The following is a 21,517-nucleotide window of genomic DNA, read 5'->3' on the forward strand; positions in this document are numbered from 1 at the left end:
TCTGGCACGTGAGATGGGCGATAGCGGAGACGGGCGAGGGCGGCGCTCGGTTGTGTCCGCTCGATCAGGACGGTCACCCGGCGGGACCGGTGCTCGACGAGCCCTCGCTCGTCGAGGCGGTGCGCACCCGCCCGGACGTGCAGCGGTGGGTCTGGCGGTCCACGGCCGACATCTACCGTGTGTTGTTGGCAGCGGGCGTGTGGGTCGAACGGTGCTACGACGTCCAGGCGGCGGAGTCGCTGCTGATCGGCCACGAGGAAGGACAGTCCGGGCAGGCGCGCTCGCTGGCGGCGGGCTGGGCGCGGTTGCACAACCTTGCCGTTCCGCCGGATGCGCCGGTGCGGGCCGCCGAGACGCAGCCGTCGCTGTTCGAGTCGGGCCCGGTGCCACTGCCGCCGGGGATCGACGAGTTCACCGCCCTGCTGGCGGTGTACGCGGGACAGGTCGCGCGCACCGCCCGGGCCGAGCACCCCGAGCGGATGCGACTGCTGCTCGCCGCCGAATCGGCGGGCATGCTCGTCGCCGTCGAGATGGGGCAGCTCGGCATTCCGTGGCGCGCCGACGTCCACCGCGAACTCCTGGATTCGATGCTGGGAGAGCGCTTTCCCGGGGGATCGGAACCGCGGCGGATGGCGGAACTGGCCGAGGAGGTGTCGCGGGCGTTCGGGACCGGGGTCCGAGTCCGGCCCGACCTGCCCGCCGACATCATCAGGGCTTTCGGTCGCGCCGGAATCCTGCTGTCCTCCACCAGGAAATGGGAACTCCAGCGGATCGACCACCCGGCGATCGCCCCGCTGCTGGCCTACAAATCGCTGTACCGTCTCTACACAGCGCATGGCTGGTCCTGGCTCGAACAGTGGGTGCACGGCGGCCGCTTCCGCCCCGAATACTTACCCGGCGGCACAGTGTCCGGGCGCTGGACCACCAATGGTGGTGGCGCACTACAGATTCCGAAGATCATCCGGCAAGCGATCCGGGCCGACCCCGGGTGGTCGCTGGTGGTCGCCGACGCCGACCAGATGGAGCCGCGGATCCTCGCGGCGATCTCGCGCGACCCGGGGCTGATGGAAGTGGCCGGTCGTGGCGAGGACCTCTACGCGGACCTGGCCGCTCGCGGATTCGGCGGCGACCGCGATCAAGCCAAGATCGCTCTGCTCGGCGCCATCTACGGCCAGACCTCCGGCGACGCCCTGACCCACCTCGCGGGCCTGCGCCGGCGCTATCCCGCCGCCGTGGCCTACGTCGACGACGCCGCGCGCGCCGGCGAGGAAGGCCGCCTCGTGCGCACCTGGTTGGGGCGTACCTGCACGCCGCTGTCGGTCGCGCTCGACGACACGGACCCGCCCCAGGACACCCGCACCGAGTTCGACTCCGCCGCCCGCGCCCGTGGCCGCTTCACCCGCAACTTCGTGGTGCAGGGCAGCGCCGCCGACTGGGCGCTGCTGGTCCTGGCCGGAATCCGGCACGCGATCCGCGACCTCCGTGCGGAACTGGTCTTCTTCCAGCACGATGAAGTGATCGTGCACTGCCCGACCGAGGAAGCTGCTGTGGTGGCCGAAGCGATCGCCACCGCCGCGGACACCGCGGGCCGGATCGCCTTCGGGCAGACGCCGGTCCGCTTCCCGTTCACCACCGCCGTGGTGCAGTGCTACGGCGATGCCAAGTAGGAACGCCGCTAGATCAGTACTTCCCGCAGGTGGGGTCTAGCGTGGTCGCATGCTCAGTCTCGAACAGCTGGTCACCTTCGGCGCGGCATCCTTGATCATCATCGTGATTCCCGGTCCCAGCGTAGTTTTCGCCATCGGCAGGGCTCTCGCCCACGGCCGGTCCGTCGCATTGGCCAGCGTGGCCGGCAACACCCTGGGTCTGCTCACAGTGCTGGCGCTGGTCTCGGTCGGGCTCGGTGCGGTCGTCGCCGAGTCGGCCACGGTGTTCTGGATCGTGAAAATCGCCGGGGCGGCCTACCTGGTCTACCTCGGGGCCACCGCGATCCGACACCGCGCGGCGTTCGGAGCGGGAGACCTGAACCCGGAACGCTCCGCGTTGCCGTGGCGGACCTCGGTGCGGCAGGGCTTCGTCGTCGGCGCGTCGAACCCGAAGTCGTTCATCCTGGCCGCCGCCGTCGTACCGCAGTTCGTGGATCGAGGCGCCGGGCAAGTCCAGCTTCAGATCTTGCTGCTCGGCCTGATCGCGGTCGTGATCGCCTTGGTGTCGGACAGCCTCTGGGCGGTGCTGGCCGCACGGCTGCGCGATTGGTTCCGCCGGTCTCCGCGTCGCGAGGAGACGCTCGGGACCGTCGGGGGCTTGTCGATGATCGGGCTCGGCGTCTCGGTGGCGTTCACCGGCAACCATGCGAAGTAGCGTTGTGACCAGTTCGAACGGCGACATCTGCCGCTCCCGGGATTCGGCCGAACGGGGTGAGCTTCCCCCGATCCTGACAGCTCGAGAATGTCGGTCCGTAGATGTCGGTGGGTATCGGTAGCGTCTTGTCCGTGGAAACAGGGGAACGTATCCGAGAACTCGCCGACCGGATGGTGGCGCTGCGCGACGCCTACTACCAGGGGGCGCCGCTGGTCGCCGACGCGGAATTCGACGCGATCGAAGACGAGTTGCGCGCACTGATCGAGGCGCACCCCGATCTCGCCCCGGACCCGAATCCGCTCGAGCAGGTCGGTGCGCCCGCGGTGCTGCACGCCCCGGTCCGGCACTCGCGGCCGATGCTGTCGCTGGAGAAGGCGACCAAGCCGGAGCAGGTCGAGGCGTTCTTCGATCGATTCCCCGGTCAGCCGGTGGTCGTGATGCCCAAGCTGGACGGCTTGTCGCTGGCTCTGGTCTTCGAGAACGGGCGGCTGGCGCGTGCCGTCACCCGCGGTGACGGCACCACCGGTGACGACGTCACCCCACTGGTCCGTGCCCTCGTCGACGGGGTCCCCGAGCGGATCGACCTGCCGGGCCGCGTCGAGGTGCGTGGGGAGGCGGTGATGTTGCGTTCGACCTTCCTGGCCTACAACGCCGCACACCCGGACAAGCCGCTGATCAATCCGCGCAATGCCGCGGCGGGCACCCTGCGCGCGAAAGACCCGGCGACCGTGTCGGAACGGCGCCTGCAGTTCTTCGGCTTCGACCTGGATACCGCCGCCGACGACGCCGCGCACGACCTCGGAGAAGGACTGCGGGCGATCGGCGTCGCGGGGGCGCAGATGCGGCTGTGCGCCGACGCCGCGCGGGCACAGGCGGCGATCACCGAGATCGAGCAGGGTCGCAACGACCTGGACTACGACATCGACGGTGCCGTCCTGCGGCTGGCCGACCGTGACGCCTACGCGGCGGCCGGAACCCGGTCGAACTCCCCGCGCGGGGCGCTGGCGTTCAAGTTCGCCGCCGAGGAGAAGACCACGCTGCTGCGCGAGGTGATCTGGGATGTCGGCAAGACAGGCAAGATCGTCCCTGTCGCGTGGCTCGAGCCGGTGTTCGTCGGCGGTACGACGGTCACGAAGGCGACGCTGGCGAACCAAGAGGTGATCCGCGCCCGTGACATCAAGGTCGGTGACACGGTGCTGGTGCGTCGCGCCGGTGATGTCATCCCGTTCGTGGCCGGCGTGCTCGACGCCGCCAAGCGCACGGGCGAGGAGCTCGAGATCATCTCGCCCACCGAGTGCCCCTCGTGCGCTCAGCCGGTCATCGAGCAGGGCAACAGCCGAGAACTGTTCTGTACCAACGTCGCCTGTCCCGCCCAAACAGTGCGCAGGCTGATCCACTGGGCCTCGCGCGCGGCGGCCGACATCGACGCCATCGGGGGAGTGTGGATCGAACGCCTCGCCGAGGCGGGCATTCTCGAGAGCCCGTCGGACTTCTACACGCTCACCAAGGAACGCCTGCTCGAATTCGATCGCATCGGCGAGGTCTCCGCCGCGCGCATGATCGATTCGATCGACGCCAGCCGCCAGGTCGGCCTGCGCCGCGCCCTGATCGGCCTCGCCATCCCGATGGCCTCCGACGGAACTGCAGCGCGCCTGGCCCGGTCGGGCTTCGGCTCTCTCGAAGAGGTCGCCGACGCGGGCGAGGAACGCCTTGTCGCGGTAGAGGACATCGGCCCGAAGGTCGCCGCCTCCCTGGTCGCCCACCTGACCCGGTTGCGTCCGGAACTGGACCGCTTGCGCGAGCTCGGTGTCTGCCTGGATGTGCGCGAAGAGGACCTGCCGCCGGTCATCGCGGCAGGCGCACCCCTCGAAGGCAGAACAGTGGTGATCACCGGTGCGATCAGCGACCCACGCTCCGGCGAGAAGGTGGCTCGCCCGACGTTCCAGCGCCTGTGCGAGCAGGCGGGCGCGACGGCGGCCTCCTCGGTCTCGGCGAACACCGACATGCTCATCACCGGCGCGGGAGTCGGTGACAGCAAGCTGGCGAAGGCCGAGAAGCTCGGTGTCGAGGTCGTCGACCAAGGCGAGATCTGGAAGCTGCTGATCGACGCCAAGATCATCTGACGAGCCCGCGATGCCTCACTCGGACTGATGGTCGGGGGCTCGGTCGGTGACGAAGTCCTTGGCCCAGCGGTAGTCGGGTTTGCCACTGGGGGAGCGGGAGATCGTCTCCGCCACCCAGATGCGTTTGGGGATCTTGTACCCCGCGAGATGGGGGCGCAGGTGGGTGCGCACGGCATCGAAGTCCAGGGTGTGGTCGGGGGCGATCGAGATGATCGCCGCCACCTGCTGGCCCCACCGTTCGTGCGCGACGCCGATGACGACCGCGTCGTAGATCGCGTCGTGTGACTTCACGACGGCCTCGACCTCCTCCGGGAACACCTTCTCCCCGCCGGTGTTGATCACCATGTTGCCGCGCCCGATCAGGGTGATCGAGCCGTCGGACTCGGCGCGGGCGCGGTCGTCGGTGACCACGATGCGGGCACCGTCCACCGTCTTGAACAGCCGGGCGGTGCGTTCGGGGTCGTTGTAGTAGCCGAGCGGGACCGCGCCGGTCTTGGCCAGCCAACCCTCCTCGCCGGCCGCGACGGGCCGCCCGTCCTCGTCGACGACCACCGCGCCGCGCCCGGTCTGCACTCGTGGTCCGCGCGCCGGATCGTCGTCCTTCTGCGCGAAACCGATACCGCCGAAGCCGGTTTCGGACGACCCGATCGAGTCCGACACCATCGACGTCGGAAACTGCTCCAGCAGTGCGTTCTTCACGGGTTGGGACAGCAGCGCGGCCCCGGAGGCGATGACGAGCAGCGAGGAGGCGTCCACCGGTTCCGCGCTGTAGGTGTCGATGAGCGGGCGAGCCATCGCGTCGCCGGTGATGACCATGACGTGCGGTTTGTGCGTGGCAACGGATTCCCACACCCGCGCCGGGTCGAAGCGCGGCTCGAACAGCACGGTATTGCCCGACCAGAGTGCGTTGAACGTCGGCATCATCGCCGCGGCATGGATCAGCGGCGGGAGCACGAACCAGATGGCGGGCACCCCCTGGGCGCCCGTCGCGGACTGCTGATATTCGTCGCGCACCGGTTCACCGCTGTAGAAGTCGACACCGCCACCGAGCACACGCCACATGTCTTCCTGCCGCCACATGACGCCTTTCGGCATGCCGGTGGTGCCGCCGGTGTACATCATGAACAGGTCGTCCGCGGTGCGAGTGACCGAGGGGCGGAACGGTTTTCCCGCCTCGACGAGCTGCTCGTACAGGACCGCGCCGGTCTCGGGGGTGCCGACGTCGCGGTCGTCGTCGACACAGATCGACAGGCGCACCCCCGGCGCGAGCGCGAGGCCCGCGCGGACTGTCTCGGCGTAACAGGCGTGGTACAGCAGCACTTCGAGGTCGGCGTTGTTGTAGACATAGGCCAGCTCGGTCGGGCCGTACCGGTAGTTGATATTGATCGGGACGGCGGCCAACTTGAAGCACGCGAGCAACGTCTCCATGGTCTCGATGCTGTTGTGCATCTGGAATCCGACGTGGGTGCCGTGGCCGACGCCCGACTCGGCGAGCCGGTGCGCGAGCTGGTTGGCGCGAATATCCAGTTCCCGGAACGTCACTCGACGATCGCGCTGAATCAGCGCGATCCGATCGGGCATGGCGTCGACGGAGTGTTCGAACAGGTCGGCGAAGTTGTTGGCCATGTCAATCCATCTCTCGACGATCTCTCACACGACGGTGAGCGGCAGGGGTTTGCCCCGGTCGGTGAAGGCGAAGCCCGCACCGGTGCTGAAGCGGGTCACCGCGACCTCGGACGCTTCGCGGAACGGTTGTTCGGCCAGGTCGATCTCGACGGTCCAGCCGTGCTGGTCGGTAGCGGCGACCCGGGCGACGAACCGTGGGTCGACCCCGCGAACAAGGGCATCGAGAGGGCGAAGGTCCTCGGGCGTCAGCATCGAGGGCCACGCACCGTCGGTCCGTGCCCCGCTGGCATGCGGAAACCGCAGACGCACCCCGGATTCCACGACGGAGATGTCGATTCCCGTGTAGCCCAGCGGGTTCAGCGCCGGATGCACGCGCAAGACCCGGGCCAGCGCGTCCGGATCACGGCCGAGGTTCAGGCAGTTGCGGATGCGCTCGGAGGTCAGTCCGGCGATTCCGGCGAACTGCTTGCGCCCGATCCCGAGGGCGGTCGCCGCATCGGCGCGTTCCCCGATGGCGACCATGAACCCGAGGGTCAGCAGGTGCTGTTGCAGGCAGATCTCGTCGGCCATCCGGCGCAACGCGGCATGGGAGAAATCGGCGAACCGCAGATCACTCAGCAGCGGCCCCGTGTAGTCGGCCCTGCCCTCCTCACCCACGTCGATGTCGGCCAGCTCGAGCTGCGCGGCAACGGAGTTCGTGAGCAGCGCGGCGTTGCGGGGAACCTCGGGCGGGACGTGCGCGGCATCGATGACGACCGTCCACGCGCACACCGGGGTCCGGTCGGCGGGCTTGCGCGGTGGGCGGTGCACCGGCCGCACCTGGGCGTGCGGATTGGTGGCCAGCGCCGTGGCATCGAAGGTGGGGTCCTCGATGTCGTGGCACATCGCCACCACGAACTCCTCGCCCATCGGCTCCACATCGGCCAGTGCCCCGCAGTGATCGAGCCAGAACTCGCCGTGATCGTGGTCATCGACGCGGAACCGGAAGTCCATGAACTGCGGTGGCGCGCCGATGTCGAGTTGCAGCCCTTTGAAGATGGTTTCGACGCTGTCGCCGGTGAAGCGCAGCGCGCGCTGCATCCGGCGGGTGTAGATCGGACTGGCCAGCTGCCACTCCTCGATCGCGACCGCCGTCATTCCCTCGCGGCCGAAGGCGGCGATGGTGTGCGCCATCCCGGACCGGTCGATGAGGTGACCGCACAGCAGCAGTTCGGGGACCAGTGCGGCCAGCTGGTCCCGGGACAGCTCCGCGTACCTGCTCATCGACGTCACCACAGGGAAGCGGGCGATTCGCCGATGGGGTACCAGCCGGGCAGCGGGTCCCGCGAGACGGAGCGCTCGATGCGCTGGTGCATGCCCGGCGACAGCGCGTTGTCGGTGATCATGTCGAGGAACATCGCCGAGACATTGCCGAAGTCGAAGAAGTCACGCTGCCAGGACCATTGGAAGTCGCCGCCGTAGCGGAACCAGCTGCCGCCGATGCCCTCGGGGGAGTAGTGGCGGCCGTCGGCGCGCTTGCCCTCGTTGATCTGCTTCCAGAAGCCGATGACGGTGCCGCTGCGCTCGTCGACGACGAACTCCTGATACGGGTAGGTCCAGCCCTCGAGGCCGAGCATCTCCTGGCCCAGGGCGTAGTCGCGGATCTCGTCGCGGCCGACGGCCATGAACTCCTGCTTGGGGCCGTAGTTCCAACCGTAGGTGGCGTCGGCCGTGTACATCTCGGCGAGGGGCTTCCAGTCGCCCTTTTCCTCACATCGCTGGTTCTCCACGACCCAGCGCCGAACCATCTCGTCGAGTTCGGCCCGCTCGAAATTTGCCATCAGTCTGTGCCTTTCGCAGGGGAGTCGGATTCGCCGCCGTCGGCGATCGACAGAGCTCGGGTGGGGCAGTAGCGGATCGCGGCCTCGACGGCCTTGTGCTCCGCGGCGTCGGGGGTGGCGTCGGTGATCTGGACCGGGCCGCGCTTGGGCACGGTGAAGACCGCAGGCGCCTCGTCCTGGCAGACGCCGTGTCCCTGACACAGGTCGAGGTCGACCACGATTCTCATGACGCGCCTCCGTCCGGCGTCGGCCGCAGCGGTGCCTCGGGCTGCACCTCGACCAGCACCATGTGGGCACCTCGCGGGACCGAGACCACCGTCGCGACCGCGTCGGCGAGGTGGTGCGGTCGCAGCATGTAGGGGTGGCGGGCCAGGCCCCAGTCCTTCCAGTCCTGCAGTACCGGCCCGACGATCTCGGGAGTCGAATCCATGCCCATCCCGGTGAGGGTCGGGCCGGGACGTACCAGCGAGGCGCGAATTCCGGTGCCCTCCAGTTCCATGCGCAACTGACCGACCATCGCCTCCAGCCCGTTCTTGGCGGCGCTGTAGGCGCCGGACCGTGGCCGCGGGTTGTCGGCGCAATCGGAGCTGATCACGACGAGATCGCCACGGCGCCGCGCGGTCATCCCGGGCAGTACCCGGTGGACGAGACGCTGCGCGCCGACGAGATGGACCTGCACCTGGAACAGGAAGCGTTCCGGGTCCATCTCCCCGACCAGGGAGAATTCGATGTCGCCCGCGCCGGAGACGAGGATCTCGGTCGGGCCGAGCGTGCGCTCGGCGGCCGTCACGAACTCGTCGACGGAGTCGGCATCGGTGACGTCGAGACGGTGGGCGTACGCCTCGCCGCCGCCGGCCCGGATCTTGGCCGCGATCTCCTCGCACAGCTCGACCCGGCGCGCGCCCAAGGTCACCGGATGGCCGAGTTCGGCGAGCGCGACGGCCGTCGCGGCGCCGATACCGGAGGACGCGCCGGCGATCAGCGCGGGCCTGCGGTCGGGATGGGGTTCGAATCGGGGCACTAGCTGACCTCTACTGTGATGGGGAGTTTGGCGAAGCCACGGACGTTGGTGGAGTGCACCCGTTCGATGCCGTCGGCGTCGACCTCGTATCCGGTGACGCGCGAGGCGAATTCGCCGAGCACGATGGTGGCTTCGAGCCGGGCCAGGTGCGCGCCGAGGCAGAAGTGCACGCCCGCGCCGAAACTGGCGAGCGCGCTGCTGTCGTTGCGGTCGATCACGTAGCTGTCGCCGTCGTCGAAGGCGGTCGCGTCGCGATTGGCCGAGCCGATCAGCAGCAGCACCTTGGCGCCGGCCGGGATGGTGCCGCCGTGGTAGTCGAGGTCGACCGCCGCGGTGCGGGCCACGATCTGGCTGGAGGTGTCGTAGCGCAGCGTCTCCTCCACCCAGTCGCTCACCAGTTCCGGGTCGGCGACCACCTTGGCGTACTCCGCGGGATTGGCCGCCGCCCAATAGAGTGCGTTGCCCAAAAGCTTGGTGGTGGTTTCGTTTCCGGCGACGACCATCAGGAACATGAAGCCGATGATCTCCTCGTCGGTGAGGGTGTCGTCGTCGATTTCGGCGTCCAGCAGCGCCGAGGTGAGGTCGTCGGCGGGCGCGGCGCGGCGCTGGGCGACCATGTCGGCGTAGTAGCCGAACAGCCGAATCGAGGCGTCGATCGCGTCGACGGGCACATCGAGGACGCCCTCTTCGCGGTGCACCACGAGATCGGCCAACCGGCGGATCTCGGCACGGTCGGGTTCGGGCACGCCCATCAGTTCGGAGATGACGTCCATCGGCAACTTGCCCGCGACGTCGTCGATCCAGTCGAAGCTGCCGCGCGCGAGGGCGGGCTCGAGATGCTCGAGGGTGATCTCGCGGATGCGGACTTCCATCTCGGCGACGCGTTTCGGCGTGAATCCCTTGAAGACGAGTCTGCGCATCCGCATATGCCGTGGATCGTCCATCGCCAGGAACGACATCACCCGATGCGCGTGCGGACCCCAGGCCGCCGGATCGAGGGAGACGCCATTGGCGCTGGAGAGCCGGTTGCTGTCCCGAAAAGCCGCGATCACATCGGAATGCCGGGAAAGGGCCCAGAAATCGAGATCGGGATTGTGATAAAGCGGCGCCTCGGTGCGCAGGCGGTGGTAAGTCGGATACGGATCATCGTGGAATCCGTAGTCGTACGGGTCGAAAGTCAGGGGTTGCACAGCGGCGCTCGTCATCGTGAATACCCCGGTTTCGATAGGTCGTCGCCGCCGGGTGCTGGGGTCGATCGCACCGAAGGAGACAGGTAGCTGGACATGTGTCTGGACGGTACCATCGACACAAGTTCAGCACAACGGTTTCCGGGCTGAAGAAGGGCCTCGACCGGCCGTTGTCGGCGGATTTCGAGGCCGGTCAGAAATCTGGACCAGTGTCTGGAATGTGGTCCAAATCATATGGTACGGTCACCGCCATGGCAGGGGTAGACGGCGAAGTCGCACCGGCTCGGGTCGGTGCGGCGGACACGGGCGACCCGGCTGTATCGGAGGCGGAACAGGCGAGTGCGGCCCGGATAATTCGGCGCAACTTCTCCGAGACCGTCCTTTCGAGCGTGGCGACGCTCGGCCGGGCATTGCGGATGGGCGCCGGCGCCGTCTATCTCGGGGCGAACGACGCCGTTCGCGGCCGATTCCAGATACACGAAACTCTCGCGCAGGCCTGGTTTCTGATCAGAGTCACCGCGGTGCCGAGCATTTTGATGGCCATTCCGTTCGGTGTCATCGTTTCCGCCCAGGTGGGCAATATCGTGTCCGAACTCGGCGCCGATTCGATGATCGGTGCCGCGGGTGGTCTCGGCGTCATCAAACAGGGCGCGCCGATGGCCACCGCGATGCTGCTCGGCGGTGCGGGCGCCGCCGCGATCGCCGCCGATCTCGGGGCGAGAACCATCCGAGAAGAAGTCGACGCGCTCCGGGTGATGGGCATCGACCCGGTGCAACGGCTGGTGGTGCCCCGCATCGCGGCCATGATGCTGGTCGCGCCGCTGCTCAATATCTTGATCATCTTCGTCGGCATCAGCTCCGGGTTCGTGGTCGCGGTATCGGCGTTGAACGTCACCCCGGGCAGCTACTGGCAGTCCTTCGGTTCCTTCACCACCTCGATCGACGTGTGGGTCTCGCTGGTCAAGGCGTTGATCTTCGGGTTCCTGGTCGTCGTGATCGCCTGTCAGCGCGGGTTGGAGGCCAAGGGCGGGCCGCGCGGCGTCGCCGACGGGGTCAACGCGGCCGTGGTGATGTCGATCGCCGCGGCCGTTGTGCTGAACACCGTGATCACCCAGGTGGTCACCATGTTCTTCCCGGTGAGGATGGCCTGATGAGCGCCGCTCCGTACTATCCCGCCGGGCTGCGCTGGGTGGGCAGACTGCGGCGCCGCCGCATCCGTCCACTCGGTCCGATCGAGTCGATCGGCTTCGTGATCGGCTTCGGTTGGCAGGTGCTCTCGTCGGTGCCCTACACGCTCGTGCACTACCGGCGCCAGACGGTCACGATGGTGACGGACATGACGTGGGGTCGCGGTTCGGTGATCATCGGCGGCGGCGTGGTGCCCCTGATGCTGTTGCTCGGCGCCGCCATGGGAGCGTCCATCGGCATCGAGGCGTTCAGCGCGCTGAACCTGTTGTCGCTGGGTCAGCTCAGCGGCCTGATCTCGGCCTTCGGCGTGACCCGCGAGCTCGCGCCGATCGCGGCCGGGATCGGCTTCGCGGCCCAGGCCGGGTGCCGGATGACCGCCGAGATCGGTTCGATGCGCATCTCCGAGGAGATCGACGCGCTGGAATCACTCGGGATCCGGTCGGTGCCCTTCGTCGTCACGACGCGGGTCATCGCCGGGATCTTCGCCGTGGCACCGGCATTCGTGGTCGCGCTGATTCTGAGCTACGCCTCCTGCGCCTTCATCGTCACGACCATCCACGGCACACCGACCGGAACCTACAACCACTACTTCGATCAGTTCGTGGTCGGGTGGGACGTTTTCGCAGCGACCGTCAAGGTGATGGTGTTCGCCATCGCCGTCGTGCTGATCCATTGCTATCAGGGCTATTTCGCCACGGGCGGCCCCGAGGGCGTCGGTATCGGCTCCGGGCGCGCCATTCGGGCGAGCCTGGTGGCCATCATCGCGCTCGACATGGTCGCCACCATCGCACTGTGGGGATTTCAATCCCCCGTCACGTTCACCGGGTGATGCCATGCCTGCTTACGCCCTGCCGGGAACCGAAGTCGGGCCGCTGCGCGCCCGGATCCTCGGCGCGCTCGCCATCGCGCTCGCGCTACTCGCCGTGCTGGTCTGGCGCGTGGTGCCCGACAGCGTGCCCGCCGACCAGATCCGGGTCGCGCTGCTGGTCGGCGCGGTCGGCGAGGGTGTGGGGGAGGGCACCGATGTCCGGCTCGACGGCGTGCGGGTCGGCTCGGTCGACACGATCGACTTCGCCGGCCGGAGCAAGCAGCGAATCGAGCTGACGCTGAGCGGGTCTCAACTGTTCGGCCTGACCGACGCGCTGGCCGTCGACTACGCGCCGGGAAACCTGTTCGGCATCAGCGCCATCGAGCTGCACTCGACGGTGGGCGGTGCTGAGCTGGTCGACGGTTCGACCGTCGACCTGACCGGTCGCGACGCTGCTCGGGTACACGACGCCACGCTCTCCGCCTTGCTGAAAGCAACGGGACAACTCACCGACGAGGTACTGACACCGAAACTCGTCGCATTGCTCAGCACCGTCTCCCGCGATCTCACGGCGTTCACCCCGCTGCTGGAAGCGATCGGCACGACCGCCCGCTCCTACGCGGAGACCAGACAGCTACCGCCCTCGGTGCTGTTCGAACAGTTCGGTTCGGCGCTGACCGGTCTGCCGCCGATGCTGACCGGTGGCCTGACGCTGCTGAACGCGGAGTACACGAACAAATACCTGGCGGTCCCCGATCAGCTCCAGCGGTTCGGCCGGATGTTCGAGGGCGTCCAGTACCAATTGCTGCCGACGGTCACGCGACTGTTCAGCACCTCTCAGCAGTACTTCGGGGAGATCTTGCCGATGCTCAGCCTTGTCCTCGACCGACTCGCCGCCTCGGTCAGCACCCCGCAGCGTTCGGCGCAGCAGCTGAGCGAGCTGCTCACCCGACTCGACACAGCCTTCCAGGACACACCCGAGGGCCCGGTGCTCCGGGCCGAGGTCGCGCTCGACGGTGTGCCGGGTCTGGCGGCGCCGCTGGCCGCGATGCTCGGGGGCGGGCGCTGATGACGACGCGTGCCCTGCTGATCCGGGTAGCCACCGCGGTCGCGCTGATGGCCGTGGTGCTGGTCGGTGTCCTGCGCGTGATCGAACGACCCGTCGACGGCGAAACCGACACCTACACAGCGCTGTTCACCGATGCGAACGGCCTGCGCAGCGGTGACGACGTGCGCCTCTACGGGGTGCAGGTCGGCAAGGTGCAGGCCGTCGAGCTCGACGGCGCGCTCGCCCGCGTGCGCTTCACCGTCGCGCGGGATCGGACGCTGTTCCTCAACTCCCGGATCGCCATCCGCTACCAGAACCTCACGGGTTTCCGGTATCTGGGCGTCGAGCAACCCGACCAGCCGACGGGCCGACGTGATCCGGCGTCGGTTTTCAGTACCGCGGAGACGGTGCCGGACTTCGACATCACCCGTCTGTTCAAGGGTTTGCAGCCGGTGCTGGCCGAACTCTCTCCCGAGGATCTCAACCAGTTCGCGACCAGCATCCTCGCCGTGATCCAGGGCGAGGGCACAGGTCTCGGGCAGGCACTGGGCGCCATCGACAAGCTCAGCCGCTTCGCCTCCGACCGTCAAATGGTCCTGTCGACCCTGGCGCGCAACCTCGCCGAGGTCGCCGATCATCTCGACGGAAAGTCGGGCAACGCCATCACGCTGCTGACCAATCTGACCAACCTGTTCATGGCCATCACCGCGAAACTGCCCGGGCTGGTGGACTTCTCGATCGGCATTCCCGGCGTGCTGAAACCGCTGCGCAGCATGCTGACCGTCTTCGGGGTCACCGGCGAGCCGAACAGCGATCTCGACGCGGCGCTCACCCGAGCCTTCCCCGATCCGTACGAGGCGGTGGCCGCGTTCGAGAGCCTGCCCGGCCTCATCCAGTCGATGACGCGGGCGATTCCGCAGACCGGGCCCGACCTCACCTGCTCGCACGGTGACGCCACCGCACCGCCACCGCTGCAAGTGCTCATCGCCGGACAGGGGATCGTGCTGTGTCACCGATAACGCGCCGACGCGCCATCAACGATCCCCGCGCCGGTGAATTGCGCTGGGGGATAGCGGGAATGTGCGCCGCGGTACTGCTCCTGGTCGCGATCGGTTTCGTCTATGTCACCGGAACCACCTCGCAGAGAACCTATTCCGCCGACCTGACAGAGGCGGGTTCGGTCCGCGTCGGCGACGATGTGCGGCTCGCCGGGATCCCCGTCGGGAAAGTGACCTCGCTGGACCTGCTGCCCGACCGGGTCCGGATGAGGTTCACAGTCGCCGCCGACGCGTTCATCGGCGATCAGACCACCCTCGATATCCGGATGCTGACCTTTGTCGGCGGCTACTACGTGGCGGTACTGCCCGCGGGCACGCAACCGCTGGGTGATGCGGTGCTGCCCGCGCAGCGAGTGATCGTGCCCTACAACCTGACCCGGGCATTCCAGGACGCGGTGGAGCCGGTGCGCCGCATCGACGGCGAGGTCTTCCGGCGCGATCTCGCCGCGCTGTCCACCGCGATCGACAAGAGCCCGGACGCGGTGCGCTCGGCCGTGCGCGCCGCCGGTGACGTGGTCGCGATCCTGGACGAGCAGAACGCGGACATCTCGCGCACCCTGTCCATCGCCGACGAGTACCTCAGCGCACTGCGGGCCAACGCCGATGTGCTGGCGAACCTGATCATCACCCTCGGCACGCTCGAGCAGATCATCCAGACCAACAAGGTGGTGGTCGCGGATTCCCTGATCGATCTGGCGGTCGTGCTGAAACAGGTCACGCCGCTCGGCCGCGCGTGGGATGCCTCGATCCAGCAGCGGGTGGCCCCGCTCGCCGCGGCGGTCCCCGCGCTCGAAGAGCTCGGCACGCGCCTGGGCGCCCTGTTCGATTCCGTACGCGCACTGGAGGAGCGGTTGCTCCCGCTGCTCCCACCGGGCGGCGGGGTGAGTGTCGATCAGTCCGGGGCGACGATCCAGCTGCCCGCCGTCTGTGTGCCACTGCCGGGGGGCGGCTGTTGATATCGAAACAGCTACTCGGATCGCGTGGGCTGATGTCGGTCGCGGTGGTTCTGACTCTCGTCCTCGCCGGTGCCCTGGGTCTGCGACTGAGTACACCGAACCCGCCGATGCGGGCCTACTGCGCCGCAATGCCCGACAGCATCGGACTTTACGAAGGCAGCGCCGTCACGGTGCTGGGGGTGCAGGTCGGGCGAGTCACCGGCATCAGCGTCGACGGAGCCTCGGCGCGCGTCGAATTCACCGTCCGCGCCGATCGGAAGCTGCCGCTCGAGGTCGGGGCGGTGACGGTCAGCGACACCCTGATCGCCGATCGCCGACTGGCCCTCATCGGCAACGAACCTGTCGGGCCGGGCTGGAATTCGAGCGCGTGCATCACCAAAACCCTGACGCCCAAGAGCCTTACGCAGACCTTCGACGCCCTCGCCGGCCTGGCCGACCAGCTCAACGGCGCGGGCGATCCGGCGCAGCGGACCGCCCTCGGCGCCGGGATCACGGCCCTGGAACGCGCAACGGCGGGGACGGGCGAGCAGATCAACGACGTGATCGTGGCGCTGAGCCGGGCACTGGCCGCACCCGATGCGGCGATCGGTCACCTCGGGCAGTTGCTCGACGCGCTCACCGAGCTCGCCCACCGCGCACGCGGCGGCTGGTCGCAGGTGGAGACGACGGTGACCGGGTTGCCGCAGACTTTCAACGACATCGTCACCATCGCCTTTCCGCCGGTCATCGCGATCGTCGCCACTCTCGCCGATCTGCTGCCCCAGCTCAACGATGTGATCATGATGTTCGGCTCGCCCGGACTGCGCGCACTGGACGCGGTGCCCGACCTGTCGCGGATGATCGCGGCGGGGGTCGGCTCGCTGGCCGACGTGATCGCGATGGCGCCTGCCGTCGCCGGTGGCTTCGCCGGTGCTGTCGACCCGGCCACCGGCGCGCTGACCATCGGCTACGCGCCGCCGAAACTCGCACTCGCCCAGCAGGACTCGGACCGGATCTGCGCGGCCGTGCAGGTCGTCACCGGGCAGCCGTGCCTGCCTTCGGACAGCGGTGCGATGACGATTTCCGCGATGCCCGTCCTACTGGGAGCGGTGAGCGCCCGATGAAACGTGTCGCCCTGTTCGTCCTCGCGGTGCTGTTCGCCGCCACCGGTTGCGGATTCCAGCCCGCCGATCTGCCCGTGCCGGGAGCCGATGTCGGCGGACCCACCTATCCGCTGCGGATCGAGTTCGCCGACGTTCTCAATCTCCCGCAGGGCGCCAAGGTGATCGCGGCGGGTGTCCGCGTCGGCGGGCTCACCGGCGTCACCCTGGTCGACCCCGTCCCCGGCACGGCGGAGCGGGCCGCCGTGCCCGGGTATGCCGTCGTCGATGTCGAGATCCAGCGGTCGGTCCGGCTCCCAATCGGCACCACCGCCGAACTGCGCCAGGAGACGCCGCTGGGCGACGTCCACATCGCCCTGAGCGAGCCCGCCGACCCGACCGCGGGCGAGTTGACAGCGGGCGCGACCATCCCGCTCGAAGACACCACCCAGTCGCCGCCGATCGAGGACATCCTGGCCGGATTGTCCACCTTCATCGGCAGCGGTGCGGTGACCGACTTCCAGGACATCGTGCGCACGACGAACGGGGTATTCCCCGACGACCCGCGCGAAACAGCCAGAATCGCAGACACTCTCGGAGCCGACATCACCGACCTCGGCGATCACCTGAACTCGGTCGACGCCCTGCTCGACGGCCTGGAAGCCACCGTCGACGAGGGGATGCGGCACAACCTGCCGATTCTCGACGAGCTACTCACCCCCTACGGCGTCCAGCACACCACCGATGCGGTGAACACCCAGATCAGCGTCATCTTCGTGCTGACCGCCCTCGGCCCGGTCGCGCCGAGCGTCCAGTGGCTCGGCCCGCTGCTGTCCTCCCTGGACGACACCACCCGCGCCGTGGTGCCCATGCTGCTCGGCAGCCGCCCCCTCGACACCGACGCGCCCTCGAACATGAAGGCGCTCATCGACCTGATCAACACCGACCTGGTCCCGTTCGCGCAGCACGGACCCGCGATCGACCTGTCGATCACGCCCGGCGACCACACCGCCCGGATCGTCGACTCCCTGCGAATGATCGGTCTGGTGCGATGAACCTTCGTGCGACAGTGTCACTCTCGGCGATCATGGCGGTGCTGGTCTTCGGGGTCGGGTACATGTCGCTCGGTGTGCTCCGGCTCGATCCGCGCATCAGCTACCGCACCGCGGATCTGCGGCTGGCGCACTCGGGCGGGCTGGCGCCGAACTCGCCGGTCCTGCTCTCCGGTGTCCAGGTCGGGCGCACCGAGTCGGTGCGCAAACAGGACGGGGGTGTGCTCGTCCGGTTGCGGATCGACAGTCGCCACCGCATCCCGGTGTCCAGCGATGTCCGCATCGAGCAGCTGTCGGCGCTGGGCGAGCCCTACATCGCCTTCGCACCGGAGTCAGGGGCAGGCCCGTATCTCGAGGACGGCCAGGTCGTCGCGGCGGACCGCGTCCACCTGCCGACGACCATCACCGCGCTCTCGGCCCGGCTGGTCGAGCTGCTCGGCCAGCTCCGACCCGAGACGATCGCGAACCTGGTCGACACCTTCGATCGCGCGCTCGCCGGTACCGACGCCGCGATGGGGACGCTGCAGCGGTCATCGACGCTGCTCGCGGCGACGTTGCTCAGCCGCACCGAGGCGATCCGGCAGCTGTTCGCCGATATCCAAGCCCTCGGTGGTGACATGGCGTGGCTCGGGCCGTCGCTCGCCACGGCGGGCCCGCTGTTCGGCGAGTTCGGTGTCACGCTGAACGCGATCGTCGAGTCCGGTGCGGAGCTGGTGGAAAGCCGCCCGGTCGAGGACTACTTCACCGGCGACGGCCTTGTCCCCTTCCTCGACAACCTCACCGCCCTGATCACCGAGATCGGCCCGAGTATCGCCCCGCTGGGACAGCTTCTCGGGCCGGTGGTCACCGACGCGGTCCATCGGACGCCGGCCATCGACATCAGCACCCTGATCGACCAAGCACTGCAGAACGTGGACGCCGACGGCACCGTGCATTTCCGCCTCGGCGTCAAATAGCCGGACAAAGGACTGACCATGAGTACAGCGACCGAAGTAGAAGCCACCGCCGCCGACGAACAGACACCGCGCACCGTCTCCGTCCGGCTCTCGACCGTCCTGGTCAGCGGCACGATCGCGGTGCTCGTCGCCGCGGTCGTCACGTTCGCGGCGCTGTACTTCTCGGCGCGGGCGACGATCGCCGAGCGCGACGCGCGCGCGGCCGACGCCGAGCGCGTGGAGCAGATCGCGACCGGCTACGGCGTCGGCGCGTCCACGATCGACTACCGCGACGTGCCCGCCTGGTTCGCCCGGCTCAAAACCGGCACCACCGGGTCTCTGGCCGCCAAATTCGACGCCACCGCACCGCAGTTGGAGCAGATCCTGCTCCCGCTGCAGTGGACGTCGAAGGCGAACCCGCTCTCGGCGAAGGTGATCTCGGAAGCCGGTGGCATCTACAAGGTCAATGCCTACCTCGACGTGGTCTCCACCAGCGCCCAGACGCCAGAGGGAACGCGGACCACCGTCACCTATTCGCTCACCGTCGACCGGAATTCCGACTGGCAGATCACCGAGGTGGGCGGCCTGCAGAACGCCCTGCCGACGAAATGATCAGTAGGCGATGAAGAGGATCTCGTCCGGGGTGTAGTCGTGGCCGGGGTGGTTCGCGGCCAGGTGCTCTTGGGTCTGCTTGATCAGATCTGCCTCGTCGGTGCCGCGAATGCTGACGCCACAGGGGCAGTTGAGACGAGTCTTCATCGATGTTCTCCTTGGGTTCCGGCTATCCGAGCATCTTTCCGGACAGTAGTCCGGATTGTATTCCAGGTCATGTGTTAGCGTCACCCGCATGGGAGCTGTAGACGAGATCTCCGCCGGTACCAGCGACCTGTTCGCCCTCGCCGAACAGACCGTCGGATTCATGCCGCCGGAAGAGGGACAGGCGCTCTACACGGCCGCCCGCGCGTACGCGGGTGACGGAATCATCATGGAGATCGGCACCTACTGCGGCAAGTCGACCGTCTATCTCGGTGCCGCGGCCCGCGAAATCGGTGCCACCGTGTGCACCGTCGACCACCACCGTGGCTCCGAGGAGCACCAGCCGGGCTGGGAATACCACGACACCAGCATGATCGACCCGGAGACCGGCGTCTTCGACACCGTGACCACGTTCCGGCGCACCATGATTCGCGCGGGTCTCACCGACACGGTGACCGCGATCATCGGCTCGTCGAGTGCCGCCGCCCGCATCTGGCGGGCCCCGCTGCGCATGCTGTTCATCGACGGCGGCCACACCGAGGAGGCCGCCCAGCGTGACTACGACAACTGGGTGCACTGGGTGGCCGGTGGCGGGCTGCTCGCCATTCACGACGTCTTCCCCGATCCCGCCGACGGTGGTCGCGCGCCGTACAACATCTATCGACGCGCGATCGACAGCGGCAAGTTCCGCGAACTCTCGGTCACCGGTTCGCTGCGCATCCTGCAGCGAACCGCCGCGTGTAACTGAGCCGGATCACCGGGGGAGTGCGTCGCGGAAGATGCCGTTGCCCGCGGTGGTGCGGCTGAGGGCGTCGGCGGCGAGCACGACCGCCGCCGCGGTCCACGTGGTGCGCTCCTCGGGCCAGCGCTTGCCGTCGGTGAAAACGAGTCCGGTCCAATAGGATCCGTCCGAATCGCGCAGATGCTGCATCGCGGTGAACAGTGTGCTCGCGGCGGCGGTATCGCCGATGGCATCGAGGGCGAGCACCAGTTCGCAGGTCTCGGCGCCGGTGACCCACGGTGCGTCGGACACGCAGCGAATGCCGAGATCGGCGACCACGAATTCGTTCCAGTGCCGCGCTATCCGATCCGTGGCCGCCGCGCCGCGCACCGCGCCGCCGAGGATCGGGTAGTACCAGTCCATGGAGTAACGGCTCTTGTCCAGGAACGCTTCCGGATGATGGCGCAGGGCGTTACCGAGCCGGCTGCGAGCCGCCGCCCAATCCGGTCGCGGGTCGCCTACCCGCTCGGCGAGGGTCACCGCACAGCCGAGGCTGTGGAAGATGCTGGAGCAGCCGGTCAGCAGAGCTTCCCCCGATGATCCGGATTCGCCGGCCGACCAATGGATCTCGCCGTGCTCGCCCTGTTGCAGCCCGAGGACGAAGTCGATGCCGGCGCGGACCGTCGGCCACATCTCCGCGGCGAACCCGGTATCGCCGGTGATCGTGAGGGCGTGCAGAACACCGGTTGCCAGGTAGGCGCAGAAGTTGGTGTCGGCGTCGTGGTTCTCGATCACGCCCGCGCGTACCTGCGTGGGCCACGACCCATCGGAGCGCTGCGATTTCGCCGACCAGATGTAGGCCTCACGGGCCACGTCCCACAACCCGCCCACGGTGAGCGCCATCGCGGACTCGATGTGATCCCACGGATCGGTGTGGCCGCCGCTGAACCAGGGGATCGCACCGTCGGGTTCCTGTGCGGTGGCGATGGATTCGGCGGTCTGCCGGATCTCACGCGCGGAGACGACCCCGGGAACGGCCGGTAGCTCAACGGGCATCGCCGCGCACCGCCGGTTTCGTGAAGTAGAGCGCGACCGACTTGCCGACCAGCGGATTCAGCACACGTTCGGCGGTGCGCGTGAGCGCGGGCGCCGACATCATGTCCCACACCAGCATGCGGTGATAGGCGCTCACCAGCGGGTGCTTGTCATTGCGCACGCCGACAGCGCATTTCAGCCACCAGAAGGGTGCGTGCAGCGCGTGCGCGAAGTCCTGGTGGTGGTAGCGCAGACCGCGCGCGGTGATCTTGTCGCGCAACTCGTCGGCGCGATAGATGCGGACGTGACCGCCCTCGTTGGCGTGGTACTCGTCCGAGAGCGCCCAGCAGATGCGTTCGGGCAGCCAGCGCGGCACCGTGACCGCCAGCGCGCCACCGGGTTTGACCACCCGCGCCAGTTCGGCGATCGCCTGTGTGTCCTGCGGGACGTGCTCGAGGATCTCCGAGGCGATGACCACGTCGAATTCGTCGTTGCCGTAGGGCAGATCGAGCGCGTCGCCGCGCACGGTCTCGGCCTTGGCGTACTCCGGTGCCTCGCCCGCCGCGGCCATGGCCTCGAACATGATGTCGACATCGGCCAGGTCGGCGGCATTCTGGTCGAACGCGACGACGTCGGCTCCGCGGCGGTAGGCCTCGAAGGAATGTCTGCCCGCGCCGCAGCCGATGTCGATCACCCGTGATCCGGGGCCGATGCCCAAGCGGTCGAAATCGACGGTCAACATG

Annotated in this window: 22 protein-coding genes; 13 read left to right on the forward strand and 9 right to left on the reverse strand. The window is 68.2% G+C overall.

From position 1 onward, the window contains the following. Positions 1–8: 8 nt before the first annotated feature. The 3 genes from ACWDXS_RS30850 (at position 9) to ligA (ending at position 4,484) form a co-directional block, all read left to right on the forward strand. Entirely contained in the window at positions 9–1,667 is a 1,659-nt protein-coding gene (locus tag ACWDXS_RS30850; protein WP_449971117.1) for a bifunctional 3'-5' exonuclease/DNA polymerase, read from the forward strand. Positions 1,668–1,716: 49 nt separating this feature from the next. Beyond that, on the forward strand, positions 1,717–2,361 hold the full coding sequence (locus ACWDXS_RS30855) for a LysE family translocator (protein WP_449971119.1): 645 nt from the start codon (positions 1,717–1,719) through the stop codon (positions 2,359–2,361). A gap of 131 nt (positions 2,362–2,492) precedes the next feature. Next, positions 2,493–4,484, forward strand: coding sequence for an NAD-dependent DNA ligase LigA (ligA, locus tag ACWDXS_RS30860; RefSeq protein ID WP_449971122.1), 1,992 nt, complete (start codon positions 2,493–2,495; stop codon positions 4,482–4,484). Positions 4,485–4,499: 15 nt separating this feature from the next. Here the strand turns inward: ligA and ACWDXS_RS30865 are convergent, their stop codons facing one another. Genes ACWDXS_RS30865 through ACWDXS_RS30890 form a run of 6 tightly spaced genes read right to left on the reverse strand, consistent with a single transcriptional unit; the run spans position 4,500 to position 10,156 of the window. Further along, the gene (locus tag ACWDXS_RS30865; protein ID WP_449971125.1) at positions 4,500–6,110 is read right to left on the reverse strand and encodes an acyl-CoA synthetase; all 1,611 of its coding nucleotides are present in this window, start codon (positions 6,108–6,110) and stop codon (positions 4,500–4,502) included. A 24-nt stretch (positions 6,111–6,134) separates the two neighbouring features. Then, entirely contained in the window at positions 6,135–7,373 is a 1,239-nt protein-coding gene (locus ACWDXS_RS30870; protein WP_387446568.1) for a hypothetical protein, read from the reverse strand. 5 nt (positions 7,374–7,378) lie between these two features. Next, a complete protein-coding gene (locus ACWDXS_RS30875; RefSeq protein ID WP_378992706.1) occupies positions 7,379–7,930 on the reverse strand; it encodes a Cif family virulence factor in 552 nt (183 codons plus the stop codon). Continuing rightward, on the reverse strand, positions 7,930–8,157 hold the full coding sequence (locus tag ACWDXS_RS30880; RefSeq protein ID WP_379295003.1) for a ferredoxin: 228 nt from the start codon (positions 8,155–8,157) through the stop codon (positions 7,930–7,932). Before ACWDXS_RS30880 ends, ACWDXS_RS30875 begins: the two co-directional genes overlap by 1 nt. Beyond that, the gene (locus ACWDXS_RS30885) at positions 8,154–8,951 is read right to left on the reverse strand and encodes an SDR family oxidoreductase (protein ID WP_378992708.1); all 798 of its coding nucleotides are present in this window, start codon (positions 8,949–8,951) and stop codon (positions 8,154–8,156) included. Before ACWDXS_RS30885 ends, ACWDXS_RS30880 begins: the two co-directional genes overlap by 4 nt. Next, a complete protein-coding gene (locus ACWDXS_RS30890; RefSeq protein WP_378992709.1) occupies positions 8,951–10,156 on the reverse strand; it encodes a cytochrome P450 in 1,206 nt (401 codons plus the stop codon). The genes ACWDXS_RS30885 and ACWDXS_RS30890 overlap by 1 nt, the downstream gene beginning before the upstream one ends. 233 nt (positions 10,157–10,389) lie before the next feature. On the opposite strand from ACWDXS_RS30890, the gene ACWDXS_RS30895 reads away from it, so the two are divergent. The 9 genes from ACWDXS_RS30895 to ACWDXS_RS30935 are packed head-to-tail and all read left to right on the forward strand — an operon-like array spanning position 10,390 to position 18,874. Next, complete coding sequence (locus tag ACWDXS_RS30895) at positions 10,390–11,289, forward strand: MlaE family ABC transporter permease (protein WP_449971132.1); 900 nt, start codon at positions 10,390–10,392, stop codon at positions 11,287–11,289. After that, a complete protein-coding gene (locus tag ACWDXS_RS30900) occupies positions 11,289–12,155 on the forward strand; it encodes an ABC transporter permease (RefSeq protein WP_378992711.1) in 867 nt (288 codons plus the stop codon). The genes ACWDXS_RS30895 and ACWDXS_RS30900 overlap by 1 nt, the downstream gene beginning before the upstream one ends. A gap of 4 nt (positions 12,156–12,159) precedes the next feature. After that, complete coding sequence (locus ACWDXS_RS30905) at positions 12,160–13,203, forward strand: MlaD family protein (protein ID WP_378992713.1); 1,044 nt, start codon at positions 12,160–12,162, stop codon at positions 13,201–13,203. Then, the gene (locus ACWDXS_RS30910) at positions 13,203–14,201 is read left to right on the forward strand and encodes an MlaD family protein (protein ID WP_449971137.1); all 999 of its coding nucleotides are present in this window, start codon (positions 13,203–13,205) and stop codon (positions 14,199–14,201) included. Before ACWDXS_RS30905 ends, ACWDXS_RS30910 begins: the two co-directional genes overlap by 1 nt. Next, positions 14,189–15,196, forward strand: coding sequence for an MlaD family protein (locus tag ACWDXS_RS30915; RefSeq protein ID WP_449971140.1), 1,008 nt, complete (start codon positions 14,189–14,191; stop codon positions 15,194–15,196). The genes ACWDXS_RS30910 and ACWDXS_RS30915 overlap by 13 nt, the downstream gene beginning before the upstream one ends. Positions 15,197–15,228: 32 nt before the next feature. Continuing rightward, the gene (locus ACWDXS_RS30920) at positions 15,229–16,299 is read left to right on the forward strand and encodes an MlaD family protein (protein ID WP_449971143.1); all 1,071 of its coding nucleotides are present in this window, start codon (positions 15,229–15,231) and stop codon (positions 16,297–16,299) included. Then, positions 16,296–17,330 (forward strand): MlaD family protein, encoded by a 1,035-nt coding sequence (locus tag ACWDXS_RS30925; RefSeq protein WP_449971146.1) that lies wholly within the window; start codon positions 16,296–16,298, stop codon positions 17,328–17,330. The genes ACWDXS_RS30920 and ACWDXS_RS30925 overlap by 4 nt, the downstream gene beginning before the upstream one ends. Continuing rightward, positions 17,327–18,283, forward strand: a complete 957-nt coding sequence (locus ACWDXS_RS30930) for an MlaD family protein (RefSeq protein ID WP_449971149.1) — start codon at positions 17,327–17,329, stop codon at positions 18,281–18,283. The genes ACWDXS_RS30925 and ACWDXS_RS30930 overlap by 4 nt, the downstream gene beginning before the upstream one ends. Positions 18,284–18,301: 18 nt before the next feature. Continuing rightward, positions 18,302–18,874: a hypothetical protein gene (locus ACWDXS_RS30935; RefSeq protein WP_449971151.1), complete on the forward strand. Its 573-nt coding sequence runs from the start codon at positions 18,302–18,304 to the stop codon at positions 18,872–18,874. Here ACWDXS_RS30935 and ACWDXS_RS30940 read toward each other — a convergent pair whose 3' ends face one another. Then, entirely contained in the window at positions 18,875–19,021 is a 147-nt protein-coding gene (locus ACWDXS_RS30940; RefSeq protein WP_378630312.1) for a DUF1059 domain-containing protein, read from the reverse strand. Positions 19,022–19,109: 88 nt separating this feature from the next. Here ACWDXS_RS30940 and ACWDXS_RS30945 point away from each other — a divergent pair, with 88 nt between their 5' ends. Beyond that, positions 19,110–19,766, forward strand: coding sequence for a class I SAM-dependent methyltransferase (locus tag ACWDXS_RS30945; protein WP_449971154.1), 657 nt, complete (start codon positions 19,110–19,112; stop codon positions 19,764–19,766). 6 nt (positions 19,767–19,772) lie between these two features. On the opposite strand, the gene ACWDXS_RS30950 is transcribed toward ACWDXS_RS30945, so the two are convergent. Beyond that, entirely contained in the window at positions 19,773–20,795 is a 1,023-nt protein-coding gene (locus ACWDXS_RS30950) for a prenyltransferase (protein ID WP_449971157.1), read from the reverse strand. Continuing rightward, entirely contained in the window at positions 20,785–21,516 is a 732-nt protein-coding gene (locus tag ACWDXS_RS30955) for a class I SAM-dependent methyltransferase (RefSeq protein ID WP_387446582.1), read from the reverse strand. The genes ACWDXS_RS30950 and ACWDXS_RS30955 overlap by 11 nt, the downstream gene beginning before the upstream one ends. Position 21,517: the final 1 nt, after the last annotated feature.

The sequence above is a fragment of the Nocardia sp. NPDC003183 genome (genome assembly GCF_053590715.1).